Annotated in this window: 21 protein-coding genes, 1 tRNA gene and 1 riboswitch; of the genes, 17 read left to right on the forward strand and 5 right to left on the reverse strand. The window is 40.3% G+C overall.

All coding sequences use genetic code 11. The features are described 5' to 3' along the window. Positions 1-25 precede the first annotated feature (25 nt). Positions 26-1,249, reverse strand: coding sequence for a peptidase T (pepT, locus tag HMPREF2853_RS05940; protein ID WP_070535252.1), 1,224 nt, complete (start codon positions 1,247-1,249; stop codon positions 26-28). Positions 1,250-1,558: 309 nt separating this feature from the next. On the opposite strand from pepT, the gene pitA reads away from it, so the two are divergent. The 6 genes from pitA (at position 1,559) to hemH (ending at position 9,149) form a co-directional block, all read left to right on the forward strand. Next, complete coding sequence (pitA, locus tag HMPREF2853_RS05945) at positions 1,559-4,153, forward strand: PI-2 pilus tip adhesin PitA (RefSeq protein WP_070535254.1); 2,595 nt, start codon at positions 1,559-1,561, stop codon at positions 4,151-4,153. Beyond that, positions 4,153-4,704 carry a PI-2 pilus system signal peptidase SipA gene (sipA, locus tag HMPREF2853_RS05950; protein ID WP_000924790.1) on the forward strand — a complete coding sequence of 184 codons (552 nt, stop codon included), beginning with the start codon at positions 4,153-4,155 and terminating at the stop codon, positions 4,702-4,704. Before pitA ends, sipA begins: the two co-directional genes overlap by 1 nt. A gap of 44 nt (positions 4,705-4,748) precedes the next feature. After that, a complete protein-coding gene (locus HMPREF2853_RS05955; RefSeq protein WP_186821132.1) occupies positions 4,749-6,011 on the forward strand; it encodes a DUF7601 domain-containing protein in 1,263 nt (420 codons plus the stop codon). 16 nt (positions 6,012-6,027) lie between these two features. Beyond that, positions 6,028-7,029, forward strand: coding sequence for a PI-2 pilus system class B sortase SrtG1 (gene srtB, locus HMPREF2853_RS05960; protein ID WP_000695090.1), 1,002 nt, complete (start codon positions 6,028-6,030; stop codon positions 7,027-7,029). 75 nt (positions 7,030-7,104) lie between these two features. Further along, positions 7,105-7,977: a PI-2 pilus system class B sortase SrtG2 gene (gene srtB, locus HMPREF2853_RS05965; protein WP_049477724.1), complete on the forward strand. Its 873-nt coding sequence runs from the start codon at positions 7,105-7,107 to the stop codon at positions 7,975-7,977. A gap of 77 nt (positions 7,978-8,054) precedes the next feature. Beyond that, positions 8,055-9,149 (forward strand): ferrochelatase, encoded by a 1,095-nt coding sequence (hemH, locus tag HMPREF2853_RS05970; protein ID WP_000709215.1) that lies wholly within the window; start codon positions 8,055-8,057, stop codon positions 9,147-9,149. Between the two features lie 41 nt (positions 9,150-9,190). Here the strand turns inward: hemH and mscL are convergent, their stop codons facing one another. Together mscL and HMPREF2853_RS05980 are read right to left on the reverse strand one after the other, a co-directional pair. Next, positions 9,191-9,571, reverse strand: coding sequence for a large conductance mechanosensitive channel protein MscL (gene mscL / locus HMPREF2853_RS05975; RefSeq protein WP_000910206.1), 381 nt, complete (start codon positions 9,569-9,571; stop codon positions 9,191-9,193). A 79-nt stretch (positions 9,572-9,650) separates the two neighbouring features. Beyond that, on the reverse strand, positions 9,651-10,088 hold the full coding sequence (locus HMPREF2853_RS05980; protein ID WP_000733465.1) for a GtrA family protein: 438 nt from the start codon (positions 10,086-10,088) through the stop codon (positions 9,651-9,653). A gap of 28 nt (positions 10,089-10,116) precedes the next feature. Continuing rightward, a riboswitch (PreQ1 riboswitch) is annotated at positions 10,117-10,213 on the forward strand. Between HMPREF2853_RS05980 and HMPREF2853_RS05985 the strand changes: the two genes are divergently transcribed. The 4 genes from HMPREF2853_RS05985 (at position 10,211) to dapA (ending at position 13,326) form a co-directional block, all read left to right on the forward strand. Continuing rightward, positions 10,211-10,723, forward strand: a complete 513-nt coding sequence (locus tag HMPREF2853_RS05985) for a QueT transporter family protein (protein WP_000737302.1) — start codon at positions 10,211-10,213, stop codon at positions 10,721-10,723. It overlaps the preceding riboswitch by 3 nt. 105 nt (positions 10,724-10,828) lie before the next feature. Then, a tRNA-Thr gene (locus HMPREF2853_RS05990) sits at positions 10,829-10,901 on the forward strand. A 356-nt stretch (positions 10,902-11,257) separates the two neighbouring features. After that, positions 11,258-12,334 carry an aspartate-semialdehyde dehydrogenase gene (locus HMPREF2853_RS05995; protein WP_000542482.1) on the forward strand — a complete coding sequence of 359 codons (1,077 nt, stop codon included), beginning with the start codon at positions 11,258-11,260 and terminating at the stop codon, positions 12,332-12,334. A gap of 56 nt (positions 12,335-12,390) precedes the next feature. Next, on the forward strand, positions 12,391-13,326 hold the full coding sequence (dapA, locus tag HMPREF2853_RS06000) for a 4-hydroxy-tetrahydrodipicolinate synthase (RefSeq protein WP_000121598.1): 936 nt from the start codon (positions 12,391-12,393) through the stop codon (positions 13,324-13,326). Positions 13,327-13,372: 46 nt separating this feature from the next. On the opposite strand, the gene mnmE is transcribed toward dapA, so the two are convergent. Further along, the gene (gene mnmE / locus HMPREF2853_RS06005; RefSeq protein WP_000632734.1) at positions 13,373-14,746 is read right to left on the reverse strand and encodes a tRNA uridine-5-carboxymethylaminomethyl(34) synthesis GTPase MnmE; all 1,374 of its coding nucleotides are present in this window, start codon (positions 14,744-14,746) and stop codon (positions 13,373-13,375) included. 134 nt (positions 14,747-14,880) lie between these two features. Continuing rightward, positions 14,881-15,063 carry a 4-oxalocrotonate tautomerase gene (locus HMPREF2853_RS06010; protein WP_001117401.1) on the reverse strand — a complete coding sequence of 61 codons (183 nt, stop codon included), beginning with the start codon at positions 15,061-15,063 and terminating at the stop codon, positions 14,881-14,883. A gap of 122 nt (positions 15,064-15,185) precedes the next feature. On the opposite strand from HMPREF2853_RS06010, the gene HMPREF2853_RS06015 reads away from it, so the two are divergent. Genes HMPREF2853_RS06015 through glyA form a run of 7 tightly spaced genes read left to right on the forward strand, consistent with a single transcriptional unit; the run spans position 15,186 to position 20,515 of the window. Beyond that, positions 15,186-15,785, forward strand: coding sequence for a thymidine kinase (locus tag HMPREF2853_RS06015; protein ID WP_000068124.1), 600 nt, complete (start codon positions 15,186-15,188; stop codon positions 15,783-15,785). Next, positions 15,775-16,254, forward strand: a complete 480-nt coding sequence (locus tag HMPREF2853_RS06020) for a GNAT family N-acetyltransferase (RefSeq protein ID WP_000151346.1) — start codon at positions 15,775-15,777, stop codon at positions 16,252-16,254. The genes HMPREF2853_RS06015 and HMPREF2853_RS06020 overlap by 11 nt, the downstream gene beginning before the upstream one ends. 9 nt (positions 16,255-16,263) lie before the next feature. Continuing rightward, positions 16,264-17,343 carry a peptide chain release factor 1 gene (prfA, locus tag HMPREF2853_RS06025; protein WP_001028830.1) on the forward strand — a complete coding sequence of 360 codons (1,080 nt, stop codon included), beginning with the start codon at positions 16,264-16,266 and terminating at the stop codon, positions 17,341-17,343. Then, complete coding sequence (prmC, locus tag HMPREF2853_RS06030) at positions 17,343-18,179, forward strand: peptide chain release factor N(5)-glutamine methyltransferase (protein ID WP_000761866.1); 837 nt, start codon at positions 17,343-17,345, stop codon at positions 18,177-18,179. The genes prfA and prmC overlap by 1 nt, the downstream gene beginning before the upstream one ends. Next, positions 18,163-18,765: an L-threonylcarbamoyladenylate synthase gene (locus HMPREF2853_RS06035; RefSeq protein ID WP_042899485.1), complete on the forward strand. Its 603-nt coding sequence runs from the start codon at positions 18,163-18,165 to the stop codon at positions 18,763-18,765. Before prmC ends, HMPREF2853_RS06035 begins: the two co-directional genes overlap by 17 nt. Before the next feature lies 1 nt (position 18,766). Next, positions 18,767-19,198 carry a GNAT family N-acetyltransferase gene (locus tag HMPREF2853_RS06040; protein ID WP_000942954.1) on the forward strand — a complete coding sequence of 144 codons (432 nt, stop codon included), beginning with the start codon at positions 18,767-18,769 and terminating at the stop codon, positions 19,196-19,198. 60 nt (positions 19,199-19,258) lie between these two features. After that, on the forward strand, positions 19,259-20,515 hold the full coding sequence (gene glyA / locus HMPREF2853_RS06045) for a serine hydroxymethyltransferase (RefSeq protein WP_000575513.1): 1,257 nt from the start codon (positions 19,259-19,261) through the stop codon (positions 20,513-20,515). Positions 20,516-20,521 lie beyond the last annotated feature (6 nt).

The raw sequence follows: 20,521 nt of genomic DNA on the forward strand, positions 1-20,521 counted from the left end.
AAGTAGCTGAGCTACCTCGTCTTTTTTAGTCTTTATAAGATACAATGCCAATGATGGTATCCACCGCACGCTCCATAGTCTGAAGGCTGACGTATTCAAAACGTCCATGCATGTTTTCACCACCAGCAAAAATATTTGGAGTTGGGATACCCATAAAGGAAATTTTAGACCCATCTGTTCCACCACGAATTGGTTCAATAATTGGCGCGATTCCTAAATCTTCCATAACAGCTTTAGCAATAGTAATAGGCGTCATGTCTTTCTCAATGACTTCCTTCATATTGTAGTACTGGTCTGTCAGAGTCAAGCTAACGCGATCATTCCCAAGTTCTTGATTCATCTTGTCAGCAATAGACTGCATAGCTACTTTACGAGCTTCAAAGGAATCCTTTTCAAAGTCACGAATGATGTAGCTTGCACGCGCTTCCTCGACACTACCTGTCACATCCATAAGATGATAGAAACCTTGATAACCGTCTGTCAATTCAGGTCGGTCATTCTCTGGAAGTTGATTATGAAAATCAATCGCTAACTGTAAAGCGTTGACCATCTGACCTTTAGCAGTACCAGGATGGACATTGCGCCCTTGGAAATGAAGCTCAGCAGCAGCTGCTGAGAAAGTCTCGTACTGAAGTTCTCCTAGCGGACCACCATCAACAGTATAGGCAAAATCAACATCAAAGTCTTCTGCATCAAATTTATTAGCTCCAACCCCGATTTCTTCATCTGGACCAAAACCAACACGGATTTCACAGTGTTTGATTTCGGGATGAGCAGTCAGATATTCAATAGCAGTCATAATCTCAGCAATTCCTGACTTGTCATCAGCACCCAGCAAGGTCGTGCCATCAGTTGTGATAAGCGTTTGGCCTGGATATTTCTCAAGGCTCTTGAAATCAGCAGGATCGAGTTTAAAACCAGAATCACCCAAGTCGATAGCTCTACCATCGTAATTTTCGATGACTTGCGGATTAACTCCCTCAGCATTAAAATCAGCAGTATCCATGTGGGAGATGAAGCCAATCTTGCGTGACAAGCTTGGATCGTTTGCTGGTAAGGTCCCAATAGCAAAACCATTTGGAAGGTAGTAAACGTTTTGCAGACCGACACGTTTCATTTCAGGAATAAGAACGTTGGTTGCAAAATCTACCTGGCTTTGCGTACTTGGAGTAGTAGTCGAGTGTTCATCAGAACGCGTATTGACCTTAACGTAGGTCAAAAAACGATCTAAAAGGTTCGGATAAGTCATAAAAACTCCTTTAACAATTAAAAATAAAATGCTATCTTCAGAAAAAACTAATTCTGAAGGTTTCATGATTTAATAATAAAATAACTCAAATCCATAATAATCTCAAATAGAAAAACGGTTATTCTATTCTTTTTCATTTTACCATAGAATAGTTTGAAAGACAAAGAAGAATCATGCTATTTTACAATCAATATAATATAAAATAATTATATTGATTGACACTGTTTGGAGTTTAGTGTACAATTGTTTTATAAATTCTATAGATTGATATAGTAATAATATAAAAACATTCTAGTTAAGGAGAATAAAATGAACATTCGCTTTGATTTTAAGAAAGTTCAAATTATTGCGCGCCGTTTAGTTACACTGTTAGCTATTCTCTTTTTGTGTGCTCCGATAGGTATGTTAAATGCTGATTCTAATACAGAACCTCAGACAACTCTTCACAAGACAATTACTCCGATATCCGGACAAGATGACAAGTATGAGTTGTCATTGGATATCACTTCTAAGCTTGGGACAGAAACTCAAACGGATCCCTTAGATGTTGTTTTAGTAGCAGATCTCTCAGGAAGTATGAACAAGAGAGATGTTCCTTCTTCTACTGGACGAACAATTACAAGATTGGATGCTTTAAAAAATACCCTTAAAGGGACTCGAGATCGTCAGGGATTAATTGATACGATTTTATCCAATTCAAATAATCGGTTATCCATGGTAGGTTTTGGCGGAAAGATTGATAATAAGTTTGCGGAACAATCATGGAATGCCTACTACCGAAAATGGGAGTGGGGATATCGGTATTGGCCGTATGAAGAGAGAACAGCATTTTATGATGGTGTGTCCCCATGGGATGATGCGGAAACAATTTTAAATTGGAATAACGATGCTAGTGGTTCAAAGACTGCAGTTAGTAATATGAAGATTGCTGGTGGCAAATCAATAGGGACTGAATCAGGAATCGGTACAGGAACCAATATTAGCGCAGGTATTCGTATTGCCAATCAATTGATGGATAGTGCAAGGTCTAATGCTAAGAAAGTTGTTATTGTTCTATCAGATGGTTTTGCCAATATGTATTACAACGACAGTGGTTATACAGTTTATAACTATAATAATCAAGATGGATCAGAAACGGCTCCAGATTGGTTCTGGAATAATTTAGATGGATCTATCAATAATCTCGCCTATAGTCTCGCTCCAAAACTAGATGGCTTTTACTCTATTAAATTTCGTTATTCAAACAATGTCGACAGTATTACCAGTTTGCAGTATTATATCAGGTACCACAATTCTTCCATTCCTAATGAAATCCTATCCGCAAACAATGAAGACCAGTTACGAGACAGTTTTAAAGATATCACTGATAAGATTCTGCCTCTGGGAATTCACCGTGTGACTATCAAAGATGTTCTTTCTAAGTATGTCCAGCTATTACCGAACGGATCGTCAGAGTTTCGTGTAGTGAAAGAAACGGCTGGTAGCAGTGAAACATTAACCGAAGAGCAAGTAACTTTTGATACCAAGACAACCTCTGGTGGATTAGTGGAAGTTACGGCTAAATTTTCTCCGAATTATTCCTTGGAAGATGGGGCTCGATACGCTCTCAAATTTACTGTTACATCTAGTCAAGATGCTCTGGATGCCATTGCTGGTGATAAAAAGATAGAGGCTGGTGATGCTGATGGTTCTGATGTCAATAAACTCTATTCCAATAAAGGTGCCAGTGTCACCTATTCCTATGGAATAGGCACCTCACAAACCAAGACCAAAGAATACTCTGACAACCCAACATTTAAGCCTTCAGATCCATTAACGGTACCAGTGGAAGTTGAATGGCAAGGTGTGACGGGTGCGAGAACTGTTATTACAGCTGATCAACCGAGTAATATTGAACTGAAACTGGTTCAAAAGAACAAGAACGGAGGTTCTGATAATCAAGACTATCGAAAAACCAATGTGAATGTTGGTAAAAACGTATCTAATGAAACGAGGAACTTTGAAAAAGTTGCCAAAGGATATCAATACGATTTAATTGCACCGGACGTCCCAGCCTTTACCAAAGAAATAAAAAATGTTGGTACAGAATCTAAACCATCCTTTAAGGTAATCTATAAACAATTACCAAGCCTGACAATTAAAAAAGTGTTGAAATTCGAAAACAACTTGAACAAGGAGTTTTGGATTAAGGTAAAACTAACCTCTCCTGATTCTACGCCATTGAATGGAACTTTTGGTGAGATAACTGTTGTGAATGGTGAAGCGAAGATTCGTGTTGACAAACGAAAACGTTGGAAAGGTATTCTAAGCTATCTTCCTCGAGGAACCCACTACAAGGTTGAAGAAGAAGCCACATCAACAATTGGTTACCACGTTACATATGAGAATCAAGAGGGCGATCTGAATAAAGACGAGACCAGTACTGTCACGAACCACAAGCTTCCAAGTTTATCAGTCACAAAAAAGGTTACGGGGGTATTTGCCAACCTATTAAAATCCTTCAAGATTACCATTAACATAAAGGATGCTCAGAATAGACCATTGAATGGTTCCTATAATGTATTGGTGAATAACAAAAGAACGATCTTGCAGTTTACTGACGGACGAGCGTCTGTTGATCTTAACAAAGACCACACGATAAAAATTTATGGGCTACCACTTGATAGCTCCTATACCGTAGAAGAAGAATCAAACTCTTCGATTGGTTATCAGGTTACTTATGAAAATAAAGAAGGCAAGCTTGATGCGGACAAGTATGCGACAGTCAGGAATAATAAAAATAGTGTACCTGAAACTGGAATTGACTTCCTCAGCAGTACACTCGTGTTAGGAATAATCCTTCCTCTAGGAGGTATCTTCTTTACAATCCTACTCGGCTATCTAGTGGTACATAGGAGAAAATAATGCTACTTAAAAAGAAACATAAGAAAACAGTAACACAAGTCAATCGGGATAAGTCTCCGCCGAGTGTATGGGGAGATATCCTCTACTTAGTCAGTAAGCTTCTGATGGTTGGGTTTGTACTGGCCACCCTTTACTTTTTTGTCTTTGGACTATTGAGATACAATGACGATGGCATGAAGCCAGCCTTAAAAGATGGCGACTTGGTTGTCTACTATAGGCTTGATAAACGTTATTCGATTGGTGACCTGCTCGTCTATAGTTATAAGGGCAAGGAAAGAGTGGCGCGTGTCATAGCAACCGAAGGAAGTACGATCGATATAAACGAAAATGGTCTCATCATCAACGGTTCTCCTCAACAAGAGCAGGATATCTACAAAGAAACGCTGCTCTATAAGGAAGGGGCTACCTTCCCAATGAAAGTCCCAGCAGGACAACTCTTTGTCCTCGGAGACAATCGAACAACGGCTGTAGATAGTCGTGCTTTTGGAACCATTCCTATACAGGATACCCATGGCAAGGTGGTAACAGTCCTAAGGCGACGGGGCTTTTGATGATAATTTATGAAAAAAGAAATTTAAAAACAAAAGGAATAATCATGAAAAAAAGATTTTTGAAAAAATTAGTTACTGCAAGCATTGCAGCTGTAACCGCCTTGTCGGTCTTTAGAGGAGTTCCAACATTTGCGGATGATAATGATGTGGCAACTGCTAAAGCAACTGGTGAAACAAGTGCAAAAGTAGCTATTAATAAAACACTGAATATTGCTGAAGGAATTACAACACCGAAAGCGACTTTTAGGTTTACTTTTACTCCACAACCTGGAACTTCTTCAAATGATGCTCCTTATCAAATGGCTTCAAATTCGGAAAGTAATAAGGGATTCATTCCTGATCGTACGGTGACTTATTCGGAAGCTGATCGCTTAGCCAGTGGTCAATCAAGCATTAAAAAAGATACAGGTGACATTTTTGCTGGAGTTTCTTATGATCATGCAGGCGAGTATGTTTACCTCGTAAAGGAAACAGATAAAACTTATACACCTATTAAAGATAAAAATGATCAAGATATAGATGCTGTGAAATATGATACTCGCACTTATAAAATGCATGTAATTGTCAAAAATAAAGAAAATTCAGGTACCTTTATTTCTTCTGTTTACTTTAGAGAAGAGAATAAACCTGGCGCTGCTAAAGTTGCTCCATCTTCAAATTCAAATATTTTCAAATATGATTTATTTGAGAACACATATACTAAAAACGGAGGGAAAATTGATCCAACAGATCCTAAACACCCAAATGAACCAACAAAAGATATAACAGACAATGCAAAAAAATCCTTAACTATTCTAAAAAAAGTTGACGGAGGGACTGCGGATCGTACAAAAGATTTCCAATTTGAGATAACTGTAAAATTACCCAAAACAAATGAAACAGCAGTATCTCCTGTAACACAAATTACAGTTCATTATGGTGATAAAACTGAAAATGTTGATGTTGCTACCGATAAAGTCACATTTACTAAAACTTTTACTTTGAAGCATGGTCAAGAGTTTGCCATTGCTAATCTTCCAGCAGGTTCTCGTTATACTGTAAAAGAAACCGGAAGCAAAGGATATACCGCTACTTCTAAATATACTGAGAATGGTGAAAGTAAAACCAAATCAGATGGTACTCAAGCCCAAGATTATACAGTTGAAAATGTTCTTGTCGGTGAAAAATTGAACGACAACACTTTTACCAATAAATTCCAAGACGTTACCCCTACTGGTCTCTTGATTGACAACCTTCCTTTCATCTTGATGATTGGTCTTGGTTTGGCTGGATTTGTTGTTTTGTCTAAAAAACGCAGACAAGCTTAAGCAAGTGGTTTGACCGATGAAAATCAAGCGTGAGAAACCCAAAAGGAGTTTGTCTAGGCGTCTGGTACTTGCTGTAGATGCATTGATGAATCATATCTTGCTCCTCTTGACAGCCTTAGTCTTTCTCTTTGGTTTCTACGCCCTCTGGGATGCCAATCAGGTTTATTCTCAGGCTTCATCAAGTGAGTATGAGGCCTATAGACCTGTTAGTACCAGTGAGAAGGATGAGCTTGCTAGTTTTTCTGGCTTTCACAAGCTACAGCAAGTCAATCCAGAGGTTCTCGGTTGGATCAATGTCTATGGCACCAATATCGACTATCCCTTAGTTCAAGCCAAAGACAATGAAAAATACCTGAACAAGGATTCCAAGGGAGAATTTGCAGCTACAGGGGCTATTTTCCTTGAGGCTCGAAATGAATCCAAGTTCGAAGACTTTAATACCATCATCTACGGACACCATGTAGAAAATGGGGTTATGTTTGGAGATGTAGCAAAGTTTTCTGATAAGGAATTTTTTGACCAGCATCGCTACGGCAGTATTTACTATAATGGCGTTGAAAAAGGTCTTGAAATCTTTGAAATGCTCGAGGTGGACGCCTATGACTTTAACATCTACGATCCAGGTATTAATGGGGATGATCGGCGCCAAGAATATATCGATCACTTACTCTCGGTTGCCATTCACAAACGAGACATTACACTGGGGCCAAATGACCATATCATCCTTCTCAGTACCTGTTTCCTAGACGTAACAAATGGGAGACATATCGTAGTTGCCAAGATTACGGATACGGTTCCAAAGAACACCTTCCATACGAAAAAATCAAAACCATTTCCTTACAGCGTCTTTGATGATTCGTCGCTCGGACGATTTCTCTCATCGATTCCTTTGTGGATATGGTATATCATCTTATTTATCTTGCTCTTGCTATTGATCTTCTTGCTCATCATCCTCTACTTGATCTTGCGTCGTAGAAGAGAAGCAAAGGAAGAAGGGGCAGATACCATTACTGACTAAACTACCAATAAAAGAGAAAGGGACAGCCTCTCTTGCTCTTTTATTTTCAAGGCTAGAAAGGAGAAAGAAGGAAATATGAAAACAAGTACAAGTCGCGAAGCCATAAAGGCCATTCTATCCCTCTTTCTAGCTTTTTTCTGTCTTTTTACAGCTGATAGAGCTCTTGCGAGCGACTACGATCATTATAATCCCATTGAAAAGGATGCCAGCAGTACGGGCTTTGAAACCTTGCAACACCTCAACAAGGATGTTTGTGGTTGGATTAGCCTCGATGGGACCAAGGTAGACTATCCTCTCTTACAGAGTCAGGACAATGTCAAATACCTTGACCGCAATGCCTTTGGCGATTATACTGTGTCAGGTTCTATATTCCTAGACTATCGTTTTAACCCAAATTTTACGGACTTTAACACCATCATTTATGGTCACTCCATGGCTTCTGGTGCTATGTTTGGGGAGATTCAAAAATTTGCGGATCAAGATTTTTTTGAAAAGCATCGCTATGGCTCTATCTATTATAACGGCCGTGAACGAGGGCTTGAGATATTTGGAATTTTAGAAGTAGATGCCTATGACACGGAGATTTACCGAACTTTGAGTTCCAACGATGAGGAACACCAGGCCTACTATCAATATTTGCTAAGTAAAGCCAAGTACAAGCGAGATGTTTCCTTGACCTCAACGGACAAGATTGTTTTATTAAGCACCTGTTTCCTTAATATTACCAACGGACGGCATATCCTCTTAGCTAAAATAACGGATGCACCAGTAAAAGCAGCCCAGGATAAAAGTGGGGAAGCAGTAGGGACGCGGTATTTCGATCAAGGCCTACCAACGCATTGGATTTATATCCTTGCCTTTCTTCTCCTGATTATCGTTATTTTACTCCTTGTCGTTATCATCCTAATCATAAGGCGAGATAGAAAGACAAAAGAACAAAAGAAATAGTAGACGTCGGAAGCGTTTACTATTTTTTTCTTTCATGATAGAATAGATAGTGAAAATAATATCATAAGGATGATAACATGAAAAAAGCTATATTAATGATGACCTTTGGATCTCCAGAGGAGATTAGTTTTGAAGGAGTAGCAGAATTTTTTACAAACATTCGTCGTGGAGTCAGACCCCAAGATCACGAAATTCAGACCCTCTATGACAACTACGTCCTTATCGGTGGGACGCCCTTGCAGCGGATTACAAGGGAAGAAGTTGCTTTAGTAAGAGAACATTTAGGCGAAGAGTACGGTATCTACTTTGCCAATAAGTTTTCTCGTCCCTTTATCCCAGACGTGATCAAGCAGATGGAGTCTGATGGTATTGAAGAATGTATTTGTTTGATTTTGGAACCTCATTATTCCTTTTACTCAGTCATGGGGTATGAAAAGTTTTTGGAAAGCCAGAAAATCCGATTTTTAGTTATTAAGGACTGGTATCAACAACAGGCTTTGCTGGACTTCTGGACAGATGAGATTATCAAAATTTTACGGAACCATGTGGGAGAAGAATCTTTCAAGGTAATCTTTTCGGCACACAGTGTTCCCATTTTTGCCTTGGATTATGGAGATCCTTATATCGACCAGATTTTCGATAATAGCAAGCTAATTGCTGAACAACTCGGCCTAACAGCCGACCAGTATACCAATACTTGGCAGAGCGAAAGCGATATTGGAATCCCTTGGATCAAGCCAGATGTCTTAGAATATTTACGAGAACAAAAGCAACATCCAGAACATTATATTTTTATTCCGATTAGTTTTATCAGTGAGCACATCGAAGTCTTGTTTGATAATGATGTGGAATGTTATGATTTGTGTCAAAAAATAGGTGTCACCTACCATCGTCCACCTATGCCCAATACGGATAGCCGTTTAATTGACGCTTTAGTTGCTACTGTAAGAGCCAATGAACACAAAGAATTTAAAGCTTTTCTTCCAGAAGAAGAAACCTTCGATGAGTTAGCACCGTCAGCAACTACAAAGGATATTATGGAGGAGACAGACGACCTTCAGATGCCAGAATTTGTCAAAAAACTCATTGAGAAAAAAGGCCGTGAGAATGTGAAGATGCCTTACTTGATTAAGAAAATGCTCGAAAAGGCTGGGAAGTTACCAAAAGAGTAAAGAAAAAAGGATTTAGCTTTAAGCTAGATCCTTTATCTGTTTTATTTTTTCTCAAGAAGAGCTTTGATTTCTTGAAGAACTTCAAGTTCAGTTGGAGCAGCAGGTGCTTCCTCAACCACTTCCTCTTTCTTACGAAGGTTTTGCGCTTTTTCCATAGCTTTAATAACGAAGAAAAGCACAGTACCTACAACGAGAAAGTTGATAATAGCACTCAAGAATTTACCATATGTAACACCATTCCATGCAAGCTCAGCGATGTTTTGTACTTTCGCAGCTTCCAAAGCTGGGTTCAATAGAAGTGGAGTGATGATATCATTAACAAATGAAGTAACGATAGCACCAAAAGCAGAGGCAATGATTACACCGACAGCAAGGTCAACAACATTACCACGAAGCAAGAATTCTTTTAAATCCTTTAACATTTTCATAATGTCCTTTCCTAAATTTCTAATTTATTATATCCTAAAATGTGACAAAAAGCAACTTGAATCCTCAAAGTGGTCAGTTGCTCCTTTTAAAAATATAGATTTTACTGAAAATGTAGTTTAAAATGATGATCAAAATTTGTGCTAGAATAGTTTCAACAGTATTAACCCTATCTATATTCTGTTCGACAAACTGGCCAATAATATCAGGAAAGGTTGTAACAAAGATATAAGTTAAAAGAACGTCAAGACCAAGAGTAGAGAGACGAGCTAAGAAAAACTTAGCCAGACGGGTTAGCCAATTTCTTCTCTCTTGTTTAAAGACAATTGTATCATTGGTGAGAAAGGCAAAGAGAATCCCAATAATATTAGCGAGGGCAGTTGCGAGGATTTCCTGGTGGCTGATATGGTAAATAACCAAACGTGATACAATAGAAACCAGAGTAGTAGCACCACCAAAAAATAGGTAGGAGAGGATTTCGTTATCAAAGAAAGCTTTTATTAGTTTTTTCATGATTTTAGTATAGCATAAAACTGGCTAATGTGCTATACTAGTAAGGTTGATAACCTCAACCCTTGGTGCTTAGCTTCTTTCACCAAGCATATTTTACGCGGGAAACCGCTAAAGGAGAAAGCATGAAAAAATTAACTGTTCGCGACATGGCAGACATCGCTATCGTTGCTGCGATCTATGTAGTTTTGACTATTACGCCACCAATCAATGTTCTTAGTTTTGGGGCGTATCAGTTCCGTATTTCAGAAATGCTGAATTTCTTGGCCTTTTACAACCCTAAATACATTTTCGGTGTGACAATTGGATGTATGATTGCTAATTTATTTAGTAGTTTTGGCCTAATAGATGTCTTTGTTGGTGGGGGTTCTACCCTAGTTTTCCTTAGTCTAGGGGTATGGCTCTTTGCAAAATACAGCAAAGATTACCTCTTTAACGGATTGATTCGAAAAGATCATTTCTTCTTTTCAATCCTCTTCTCCATTTCAATGATTACCATTGCAGCTGAACTTCATATCTTGACAGAAGCTCCCTTCTTGTTCACATGGTTCTCTACTGGAATTGGTGAGTTTGCATCACTTATCGTAGGAGCGATTTTGATTGGTAAACTGGGACAGCGAATCGATCTAACAAAATAAGAAGTTTATAAGCTAGATTCTTGCTAAATCTAGCTTTTTTCATTTCAGAAATTTAAAAGAGAGCGCTTGACAAGAACATAGAACTATAGTATACTTTTTAGGTAAGCTGATTTAGCTCAGTTGGCAGAGCGCATCCATGGTAAGGATGAGGTCGCCGGTTCAATCCCGGCAATTAGCATGATAGAAACAAAGTGACCTTGGGAGACCAAGGTTTTTCTTATCTACCTGTATAAATGAAGCAAAGAGTTTTGGTTGTTGACAAAAGTGACTCTATCTAGTAGAATAGTAGATGCGATGAGTCGATAGGTAGTCTTCGGACTACTATTGAGCATAAGGAGGTCATAACGCAGGAGCGGACCTTGATGAGTTGTGTGAACCTGCTCATCACATGAAGATGCCTCTTAGTCCCTAGTCAATGGCTAGGGATTTTTAGTTTTCAGAAAATATAGTCTAAAAATACTTTTCAATTTCTGTAAAAAGTAGTATAATACATCTATTATAGAAATTTTTAGAAAATTCCGAAAGAGGTTATTTATGGGATATACAGTTGCTGTAGTCGGCGCGACAGGTGCTGTCGGAGCTCAGATGATAAAAATGTTGGAAGAATCAACACTTCCAATCGATAAAATTCGTTACCTTGCTTCTGCACGTTCAGCAGGCAAAACTTTGAAATTTAAAGACAAAGATATTACGATTGAAGAAACGACTGAGACAGCTTTTGAGGGTATTGATATTGCACTCTTCTCAGCAGGTGGTTCGACATCAGCTAAGTATGCACCATACGCAGTTCAAGCTGGAGCGGTAGTAGTAGATAACACATCTTATTTCCGTCAAAATCCAGATGTTCCTTTGGTTGTTCCAGAGGTCAATGCTCATGCACTTGATGCCCACAACGGAATCATTGCCTGCCCTAACTGTTCAACAATCCAAATGATGGTGGCTCTTGAGCCTGTTCGTCAAAAATGGGGCTTGGACCGTATCATCGTTTCAACATACCAAGCGGTTTCAGGTGCTGGTATGGGTGCGATTCTTGAAACACAACGTGAACTTCGTGAAGTCTTGAATGACGATGTGAATCCACGTGATTTGCATGCGGAAATCTTGCCTTCAGGCGGTGATAAGAAACACTATCCTATCGCCTTTAACGCTCTTCCACAAATCGATGTCTTCACTGACAATGATTACACTTACGAAGAGATGAAGATGACTAAGGAAACGAAGAAAATCATGGAAGATGATAGCATCGCAGTGTCTGCAACATGTGTGCGTATTCCAGTCTTGTCAGCTCACTCTGAGTCAGTTTATATCGAAACAAAAGAAGTGGCTCCAATCGAAGAAGTGAAAGCAGCTATCGCAGCCTTTCCAGGTGCAGTTCTTGAGGATGACGTAGCGCATCAAATCTATCCGCAAGCCATCAATGCAGTTGGTTCACGTGATACCTTTGTTGGTCGTATCCGTAAAGACTTAGATGCTGAAAAAGGAATCCATATGTGGGTTGTTTCAGATAACCTTCTCAAAGGTGCTGCCTGGAACTCAGTTCAGATTGCAGAAACGCTTCACGAACGTGGATTGGTTCGTCCAACAGCTGAGTTGAAATTTGAATTAAAATAGTCATATCGTTTAGGAGTTCAGATGAACTCCTTCTTTGAAATAGAGAGGTGTTTCTCATGTCTTATCAAGATTTAAAAGAGTGTAAAATCATCACGGCCTTTATTACCCCTTTCCATGAGGATGGTTCCATCAACTTTGATGCTATTCCAGCCTTGATTGAGCATTTATTGGCCCATCACACAGATGCAATTCTTCTAGCTGGAACGACTGCTGAGAGTCCAACTTTGACCCACGATGAGGAGTTGGAACTCTTTGCGGCTGTACAAAAGATTGTTAATGGACGTGTTCCTTTGATTGCGGGTGTAGGTACCAATGATACGCGTGACTCGATTGAGTTTGTCAAAGAAGTCGCAGAATTTGGCGGTTTCGCTGCTGGACTTGCAATCGTACCATACTACAACAAACCTTCACAAGAAGGCATGTATCAGCACTTTAAAGCTATTGCAGATGCTTCTGACTTGCCTATTATCATCTATAACATTCCAGGGCGTGTAGTAGTGGAATTAACTCCAGAAACCATGCTTCGTTTGGCTGACCATCCAAATATCATTGGTGTCAAAGAATGTACCAGCTTGGCAAATATGGCTTACTTGATTGAGCACAAGCCAGAAGAATTCTTGATTTATACAGGTGAAGATGGAGATGCCTTCCATGCCATGAACCTTGGTGCGGATGGGGTTATTTCTGTTGCCTCCCATACAAATGGAGATGAGATGCACGAGATGTTCACTGCCATTGCAGAAAGCGATATGAAGAAAGCTGCAGCTATTCAGCGTAAATTCATTCCTAAGGTCAATGCCCTCTTCTCTTATCCAAGTCCTGCTCCAGTTAAGGCAGTTTTGAACTACATGGGATTTGAAGCGGGGCCAACTCGTCTACCTCTTGTTCCAGCACCAGAAGAAGATGCCAAACGCATCATCAAAGTTGTCGTAGATGGTGACTACGAAGCAACTAAGGCAACTGTAACAGGTGTCTTAAGACCAGATTACTAATAAAGACAATAAAATCCATGACCGCAAGAACGATCATGGATTTTTCTTATTTTCCTAAACAGAATTGGCTAAAGAGTTGGGTAATGAGTTCATCAGGAGCTGCATCACCTGTGATTTCTCCAAGAATTTCCCAAGTACGAGTCAAGTCAACTTGAAGCAAATCAACTGGCATCCCCAGTTCCAGCCCTTCATTAACAGCTTGTAAGCTTTCAACGGCCTTTTCAATCAAGGAAATATGACGGGCATTTGACAAGTAAGTAGCATCTTGCTCAACCAAACCATCATTTTCAAAGAAGAGGTCGTTAATACGCTCTTCGATTTTATCAATGTTTTGATTTTTAAGAACTGAAATACGGATGAGATCTTCAGGGAGTTCTGAAGTTTCAATCGCTTCAGGAAGATCCGTTTTATTAAGTAGAATAATGCGGTTGGTATCTTGACTGATGTCTAAAAGTTGTCTGTCTTGTGCTGTTAGTGGTTCGCTGGCATTTAGTACTAGTAGTACCAAGTCAGCTTCCTTGAGGGCTTTTCTAGAACGCTCGACACCGATTTGTTCCACGATGTCATCTGTTTCACGAATACCTGCAGTATCAATCAATTTGAGAGGAACCCCGTTAATGTTGACGTATTCTTCGATAACATCTCGTGTCGTACCAGCGATGTCTGTTACGATGGCCTTATCTTCACGCAGGAGATTGTTGAGAAGACTGGATTTCCCAACGTTGGGACGGCCGATAATGGCAGTTGAAATTCCCTCACGAAGGATTTTACCACGACGAGCTGTTCTAAGGAGATTGGTTAGCAATTGCTCAAACTCCATAGTCTTCTCGCGGACAACAGCAGTAGTAGCTTCCTCAACATCATCATACTCAGGATAGTCAATATTGACCTCAACTTGGGCAAGTGTATTGAGGATTTCTTGGCGAGTATTATTAATGAGGTCAGAAAGAGAACCGTCCAATTGTTTGACTGCAATATTCATGGCCTTGTCTGTCTTGGCACGGATGATGTCCATCACTGCCTCGGCCTGTGTCAAGTCCACACGACCGTTTAGAAAGGCGCGTTTGGTAAATTCACCAGGTTCTGCCAACCGAGCTCCTTCACGGATAGCTAGTTGGAGAATCTCATTGGTCACCGCAATCCCACCGTGAGTGTTAATCTCGATAATATCCTCACGAGTGAAGGTCTTTGGAGACTTCATAGCTCCAACCATAACTTCGTCCATGACCTTCCCTGTCTGCGGGTCAATAATGTGACCGTAGTTGAGGGTATGGCTTGCAACCTTGCTCAAGTCTTTTCCTTTAAAAATCTTTTGCGCAATGGCAAAGCTATCTGTTCCGCTCAGGCGGACAATACCAATGGCTCCTTCACCTAGTGGAGTAGAGATAGCAGCGATGGTATCAAATTCACGTGTAATCATACTAATTCCTTTTGTATTTCTTTTCTTAGGATAGGTATCCAAGCATCTCTTCAAATTGTAACAAAATTAGACTATTTCTTCAATGGATGCTACTTGGAGATTGAAAAAGCCTAAGCAATTCTGCTTAAGCTGGATTATTTGGTGCGCATTTCCCCTTGAGGGAAGTAGGTTCCTTCTGGCATGTCGTTGATGATGACATGAACGGCTGATTGAGGGGCTCCAGTGTTGCGGACAACAGCTTCCGTTACTTCCTTAGCAAGAGCTTTCTTTTGCTCGAGCGTTCGACCTTCAAATAAATCGATGCGTACAAATGGCATAGTAGCTTCCTCCACTAGTTTTTGATTTCTTCTATTTTACCACATTTTGCCGTTTAAAGCTTCAGAAAATTATGATATACTAGAATGTAGCAAAAATTTAGAAATGGACGTAAAATAGAAGCATGGCACAGTTGTATTATCGTTATGGGACCATGAACTCTGGTAAGACGATTGAGATTCTCAAGGTGGCCTATAACTACGAGGAGCAAGGAAAGGGAGTTGTGATTATGACTTCGGCTCTGGATACGCGTGACGGTGTTGGCTATGTGTCGAGCCGAATCGGCATGAAACGCCCAGCCATTGCGATTGAGGAAACGACGGATATCTTCGGCTATATCCGAGACTTACCTGAGAAACCATACTGTGTGCTAGTCGATGAGGCTCAATTTCTCAAGCGTCACCATGTTTACGACCTAGCTCGTGTTGTTGATGAGTTAGACATACCTGTCATGGCTTTTGGTTTGAAGAATGACTTTCGCAATGAATTGTTCGAAGGTTCAAAATACCTCTTGCTCTTAGCAGACAAGATTGACGAAATCAAGACCATCTGTCAGTATTGTAAGAAAAAGGCGACCATGGTGTTGCGCACGCACGATGGTGTACCAGTCTATGATGGCGAACAAATTCAGATCGGTGGAAATGAAACCTATATCTCAGTCTGCCGTAAACATTATTTTGCGCCAATGATAGTATCTAATAAGGAGCAAAACTATGACAATTGAACTAAGAGATGTTACAATGGGAAATTATTTTGATGTTTTGAATTTGGATGTCAAGGAATATCAAAAACAATTCATTGCAACCAACGCAATTAGTTTAGCTGAAGCATATGTCTATACTAAAAATGGAGATTTTGTAGCTCCATTGGCAGTTTATGATAATAATGCAATTATAGGTTTTGTGATGATAGCTTATGATAAAAAGATCGGAATTAGTAGTAAAAATTATTTACTATTTCGTTTTATGATTGATAAGAATTTTCAAAATCAAGGATATTTTAAACCAATTATGGATAAAGTGCTGGACTATGTTCGGACAGCGCCAGCAGGTTTAGGCAATAAACTTTGGTTGTCTTATGATCCAGAAAATGAACATGCAAGATCTTGTTACCTCAGTTATGGATTTAAAGAAACTGGGGAAATATTTGAGAACGAAGTAGTAGCAAACTATGATTTAACAATTGAGAAATAAGGAGAAAAAATGAACATCTATGATCAACTACAAACTGTAGAAGACCGTTATGAAGAATTAGGAGAATTGCTGAGTGACCCTGATGTCGTTTCAGACACCAAGCGTTTCATGGAGCTTTCAAAAGAAGAGGCTTCAACTCGTGATACGGTAACAGCATACCGTGAGTACAAACAAGTTCTTCAAAACATCGTTGATGCCGAAGAGATGATTAAAGAATCAGGCGGAGATGCGGACTTGGAAGAAATGGCCAAGCAAGAGCTGAAAGATGCCAAGGCTGAAAAAGAAGAATACGAAGAAAAATTGAAAATCTTGCTGCTTCCAAAGGATCCAAACGATGATAAGAACATCATCCTTGAAATCCGTGGAGCAGCTGGTGGAGATGAAGCAGCACTTTTCGCTGGAGACCTTCTAACCATGTACCAAAAGTATGCGGAAGCACAAGGCTGGCGCTTTGAAGTCATGGAAGCCTCTATGAACGGTGTCGGTGGTTTCAAGGAAGTGGTTGCTATGGTTTCTGGTCAGTCTGTATACTCTAAACTCAAGTATGAGTCTGGTGCCCACCGTGTGCAACGTGTCCCTGTGACAGAAAGCCAAGGTCGTGTACACACTTCAACTGCGACAGTTCTTGTTATGCCTGAAGTCGAAGAAGTAGAATACGATATTGATCCAAAAGACCTTCGTGTTGATATCTACCACGCATCTGGTGCTGGTGGACAGAACGTCAACAAGGTTGCGACTGCCGTGCGTATCGTTCACTTGCCAACCAATATCAAGGTTGAGATGCAGGAAGAACGTACCCAGCAGAAGAACCGTGAGAAGGCCATGAAAATCATTCGTGCGCGTGTTGCTGACCATTTTGCTCAGATTGCTCAAGATGAACAAGACGCTGAACGTAAGTCTACTATCGGTACTGGTGACCGTTCAGAACGTATCCGTACTTATAATTTCCCTCAAAACCGTGTCACAGACCACCGTATCGGCTTGACCCTCCAAAAACTAGATACGATTTTATCTGGTAAATTGGATGAAGTTGTGGATGCTTTGGTTCTTTATGACCAAACACAAAAATTAGAAGAATTAAACAAATAATGAAATTAGCTCAATTATTTTCAGATTTTGAAGAAGAGTTGATAAGACAAGGAGAGGAAGCAGAAAGCCTCTCTTTTGTCTATCGTAGCTTAAAAAATCTCTCTTTTACAGACTTTGTCTTTGCCCTCCAGCAAGAGGTAACAGAGGCCGAAAAACAATTTGTAGAAGAAATTTTCCAGCAGTTAGCGTCCCATAAACCAGCTCAGTATATCATCGGACAGGCAGATTTCTTTGGAATGCAGTTAAAAGTGGATGAGCGGGTTTTGATTCCTCGTCCAGAAACAGAAGAGTTGGTAGAACTTATCCTGGCCGAAAATCCTGAGGATAAGCTTAAGGTCCTAGATATCGGGACTGGAAGTGGCGCCATAGCTCTCGCATTAGCTAAAAACAGACCAGATTGGTCAGTGACAGCAGCAGATATCTCCCAAGACGCTTTGCAGCTTGCATCAGAGAATACTAGTAATCAAAATCTTAATATATTTTTTAAAAAATCTGATTGTTTTGCAGAAATTTCTGAAAAATATGATATAATTGTATCCAATCCACCCTATATCTCTCGCGAAGATGAGTCAGAGGTTGGTTTGAATGTTTTGCATTCGGAGCCTCATCTAGCTCTCTTTGCAGATGAGGATGGCCTAGCTATTTACCGCAGAATTGCGGAAGATGCAAAAGACTATCTCACATATGGTGGTAAGATTTACCTTGAAATTGGATACAATCAAGGTCAAAGTGTTCCTGCGCTTTTTAGGAAGCATCTTCCCGAAAAACGGGTACGAACACTCAAAGACCAATTTGGTCAAGATAGGATGGTTGTAGTTGATGATGGACAGGATTAGACAAGAGTTGGAAATGGGTGGGGCAGTCATTTTGCCTACAGAGACAGTTTACGGCCTCTTTGCTAAGGCCTTAGACGAAAAAGCTGTCGACCATGTTTACCAACTCAAACGTCGTCCTAGAGACAAGGCGCTCAATCTTAATGTCGCTTCTCTAGAGGACATCTTGCACTTTTCAAAGAATCAGCCAACTTATCTACAAAAGCTTGTAGAGGCCTTTTTACCGGGTCCCTTGACCATTATCCTCGAAGCCAATGACCGAGTTCCCTATTGGGTCAACTCTGGTCTTGCAACTGTCGGATTTCGGATGCCGAGTCACCCCATTACACTTGATTTAATTCGAGAGACAGGTCCTTTGATTGGGCCGTCTGCCAATATCTCGGGTCAGGCGAGTGGAGTGACCTTTGCTCAAATTCTAGAGGATTTTGACCAAGAGGTTCTGGGTCTGGAAGACGACGCTTTTCTAACTGGACAGGATTCGACTATTTTGGATTTTTCTGGAGACAAGGTGAAAATCTTGCGCCAAGGAGCGATTAAGCGAGAAGATATTCTTGCACAGTTGCCAGAGATTTCTTTTGAGGAGGAATGAGATGCTAAGAGATTTGCAAGAAACAGATGTGAATGCTATATGTGAGATTAACCAAGAGGCTTTGGGCTATTCTTTTAGTCCAGAGGACACAGCTAGTCAACTAGCTAGACTGTCTCAGGATTCTCATCATTTCCTACTTGGCTATGAGGATGAGGTCAGCCATGTCCTACTTGGATATGTCCATGCTGAAGTTTATGAATCTCTCTATTCTAAAGCAGGATTTAATATCTTAGCTTTAGCGGTTTCACCTCAAGCCCAAGGACGAGGTATCGGTAAAAGCCTACTGCAAGGGTTGGATCAAGAAGCAAAAAGACGAGGTTATGGGTTTATCCGCTTAAACTCTGCTGATCATCGTCTGGGTGCTCATGCATTTTATGAAAAAGTTGGTTATACTTGTGATAAAGTGCAGAAACGGTTTATTCGCATCTTTTAGTTTATTTTCTTATTGGAAAAACAAACTAAAGGACCAGTCACACTATAAAGGAGAAGACCTATGATTTTTGACAAAGACGATTTTAAAGCATACGATGCTGATCTCTGGAATGCTATTGCCAAAGAAGAAGAACGCCAACAAAACAATATCGAATTGATTGCTTCGGAAAACGTGGTTTCCAAGGCTGTTATGGCAGCTCAAGGGTCTATCTTGACAAACAAATATGCCGAGGGTTACCCAGGACGCCGTTATTATGGTGGAACCGATGTAGTAGACGTGGTAGAAACTCTAGCTATTGAACGTGCAAAAGAAATTTTCGGTGCTAAATTCGCCAATGTCCAACCTCACTCAGGAAGCCAAGCCAACTGTGCGGCTTACATGGCCTTGATTGAGCCAGGTGATACCGTTATGGGGATGGATTTGTCTGCAGGTGGACACTTGACCCACGGAGCTCCAGTTAGCTTCTCTGGTCAAACCTACAACTTTGTTTCTTACAGTGTTGATCCTGAAACGGAACTCTTGGACTTTGATGCTATCTTGAAACAAGCCCAAGAAGTAAAACCAAAACTAATCGTAGCGGGTGCTTCAGCCTATTCTCAAATTATCGACTTCTCAAAATTCCGTGAAATCGCAGATGCTGTTGGGGCTAAGCTTATGGTCGATATGGCCCATATCGCTGGTTTGGTGGCAGCCGGACTTCACCCAAGCCCAGTACCATACGCTCATATCACTACAACAACGACCCACAAAACTCTTCGTGGACCGCGTGGTGGTTTGATTTTGACAAATGATGAGGACCTAGCTAAGAAAATCAACTCAGCTATTTTCCCTGGTATTCAGGGTGGTCCTTTGGAGCACGTTGTCGCTGCTAAGGCGGTTTCCTTCAAAGAAGTTTTGGATCCGGCTTTCAAGGAATATGCTGCTAATGTCATCAAAAACAGCAAGGCTATGGTTGAAGTCTTCTTGCAAGACCCTGATTTCCGTATCATTTCTGGAGGAACTGAAAATCACCTCTTCCTAGTGGATGTAACTAAGGTTGTAGAAAACGGAAAAGTTGCTCAAAACTTGCTGGATGAAGTCAATATTACCCTAAATAAAAACTCAATTCCATACGAAACCTTGTCACCATTCAAGACAAGTGGAATTCGTATCGGAGCAGCAGCCATCACTGCACGTGGATTTGGTGAAGAAGAAAGCCGTAAAGTGGCTGAACTCATCATTAAAACCCTTAAGAATGCAGAAAATGAGGCTGTCTTAGAAGAAGTGAGAAGTGAAGTCAAAGCGTTGACAGATGCCTTCCCATTATACGAGGACTAAAACTTT

The organism is Streptococcus sp. HMSC077F03 (assembly GCF_001812375.1).
Taxonomy (GTDB): Bacteria; Bacillota; Bacilli; order Lactobacillales; family Streptococcaceae; genus Streptococcus; species Streptococcus oralis_S.

Coding starts and splice junctions, on each gene's coding strand:
- pepT (WP_070535252.1), bottom strand. CDS start 1,249: ATGACTTATCCGAACCTTTTAGATCGTTTTTTGACCTACGTTAAGGTC.
- pitA (WP_070535254.1), top strand. CDS start 1,559: ATGAACATTCGCTTTGATTTTAAGAAAGTTCAAATTATTGCGCGCCGT.
- sipA (WP_000924790.1), top strand. CDS start 4,153: ATGCTACTTAAAAAGAAACATAAGAAAACAGTAACACAAGTCAATCGG.
- HMPREF2853_RS05955 (WP_186821132.1), top strand. CDS start 4,749: ATGAAAAAAAGATTTTTGAAAAAATTAGTTACTGCAAGCATTGCAGCT.
- srtB (WP_000695090.1), top strand. CDS start 6,028: ATGAAAATCAAGCGTGAGAAACCCAAAAGGAGTTTGTCTAGGCGTCTG.
- srtB (WP_049477724.1), top strand. CDS start 7,105: ATGAAAACAAGTACAAGTCGCGAAGCCATAAAGGCCATTCTATCCCTC.
- hemH (WP_000709215.1), top strand. CDS start 8,055: ATGAAAAAAGCTATATTAATGATGACCTTTGGATCTCCAGAGGAGATT.
- mscL (WP_000910206.1), bottom strand. CDS start 9,571: ATGTTAAAGGATTTAAAAGAATTCTTGCTTCGTGGTAATGTTGTTGAC.
- HMPREF2853_RS05980 (WP_000733465.1), bottom strand. CDS start 10,088: ATGAAAAAACTAATAAAAGCTTTCTTTGATAACGAAATCCTCTCCTAC.
- HMPREF2853_RS05985 (WP_000737302.1), top strand. CDS start 10,211: ATGAAAAAATTAACTGTTCGCGACATGGCAGACATCGCTATCGTTGCT.
- HMPREF2853_RS05995 (WP_000542482.1), top strand. CDS start 11,258: ATGGGATATACAGTTGCTGTAGTCGGCGCGACAGGTGCTGTCGGAGCT.
- dapA (WP_000121598.1), top strand. CDS start 12,391: ATGTCTTATCAAGATTTAAAAGAGTGTAAAATCATCACGGCCTTTATT.
- mnmE (WP_000632734.1), bottom strand. CDS start 14,746: ATGATTACACGTGAATTTGATACCATCGCTGCTATCTCTACTCCACTA.
- HMPREF2853_RS06010 (WP_001117401.1), bottom strand. CDS start 15,063: ATGCCATTTGTACGCATCGATTTATTTGAAGGTCGAACGCTCGAGCAA.
- HMPREF2853_RS06015 (WP_000068124.1), top strand. CDS start 15,186: ATGGCACAGTTGTATTATCGTTATGGGACCATGAACTCTGGTAAGACG.
- HMPREF2853_RS06020 (WP_000151346.1), top strand. CDS start 15,775: ATGACAATTGAACTAAGAGATGTTACAATGGGAAATTATTTTGATGTT.
- prfA (WP_001028830.1), top strand. CDS start 16,264: ATGAACATCTATGATCAACTACAAACTGTAGAAGACCGTTATGAAGAA.
- prmC (WP_000761866.1), top strand. CDS start 17,343: ATGAAATTAGCTCAATTATTTTCAGATTTTGAAGAAGAGTTGATAAGA.
- HMPREF2853_RS06035 (WP_042899485.1), top strand. CDS start 18,163: ATGATGGACAGGATTAGACAAGAGTTGGAAATGGGTGGGGCAGTCATT.
- HMPREF2853_RS06040 (WP_000942954.1), top strand. CDS start 18,767: ATGCTAAGAGATTTGCAAGAAACAGATGTGAATGCTATATGTGAGATT.
- glyA (WP_000575513.1), top strand. CDS start 19,259: ATGATTTTTGACAAAGACGATTTTAAAGCATACGATGCTGATCTCTGG.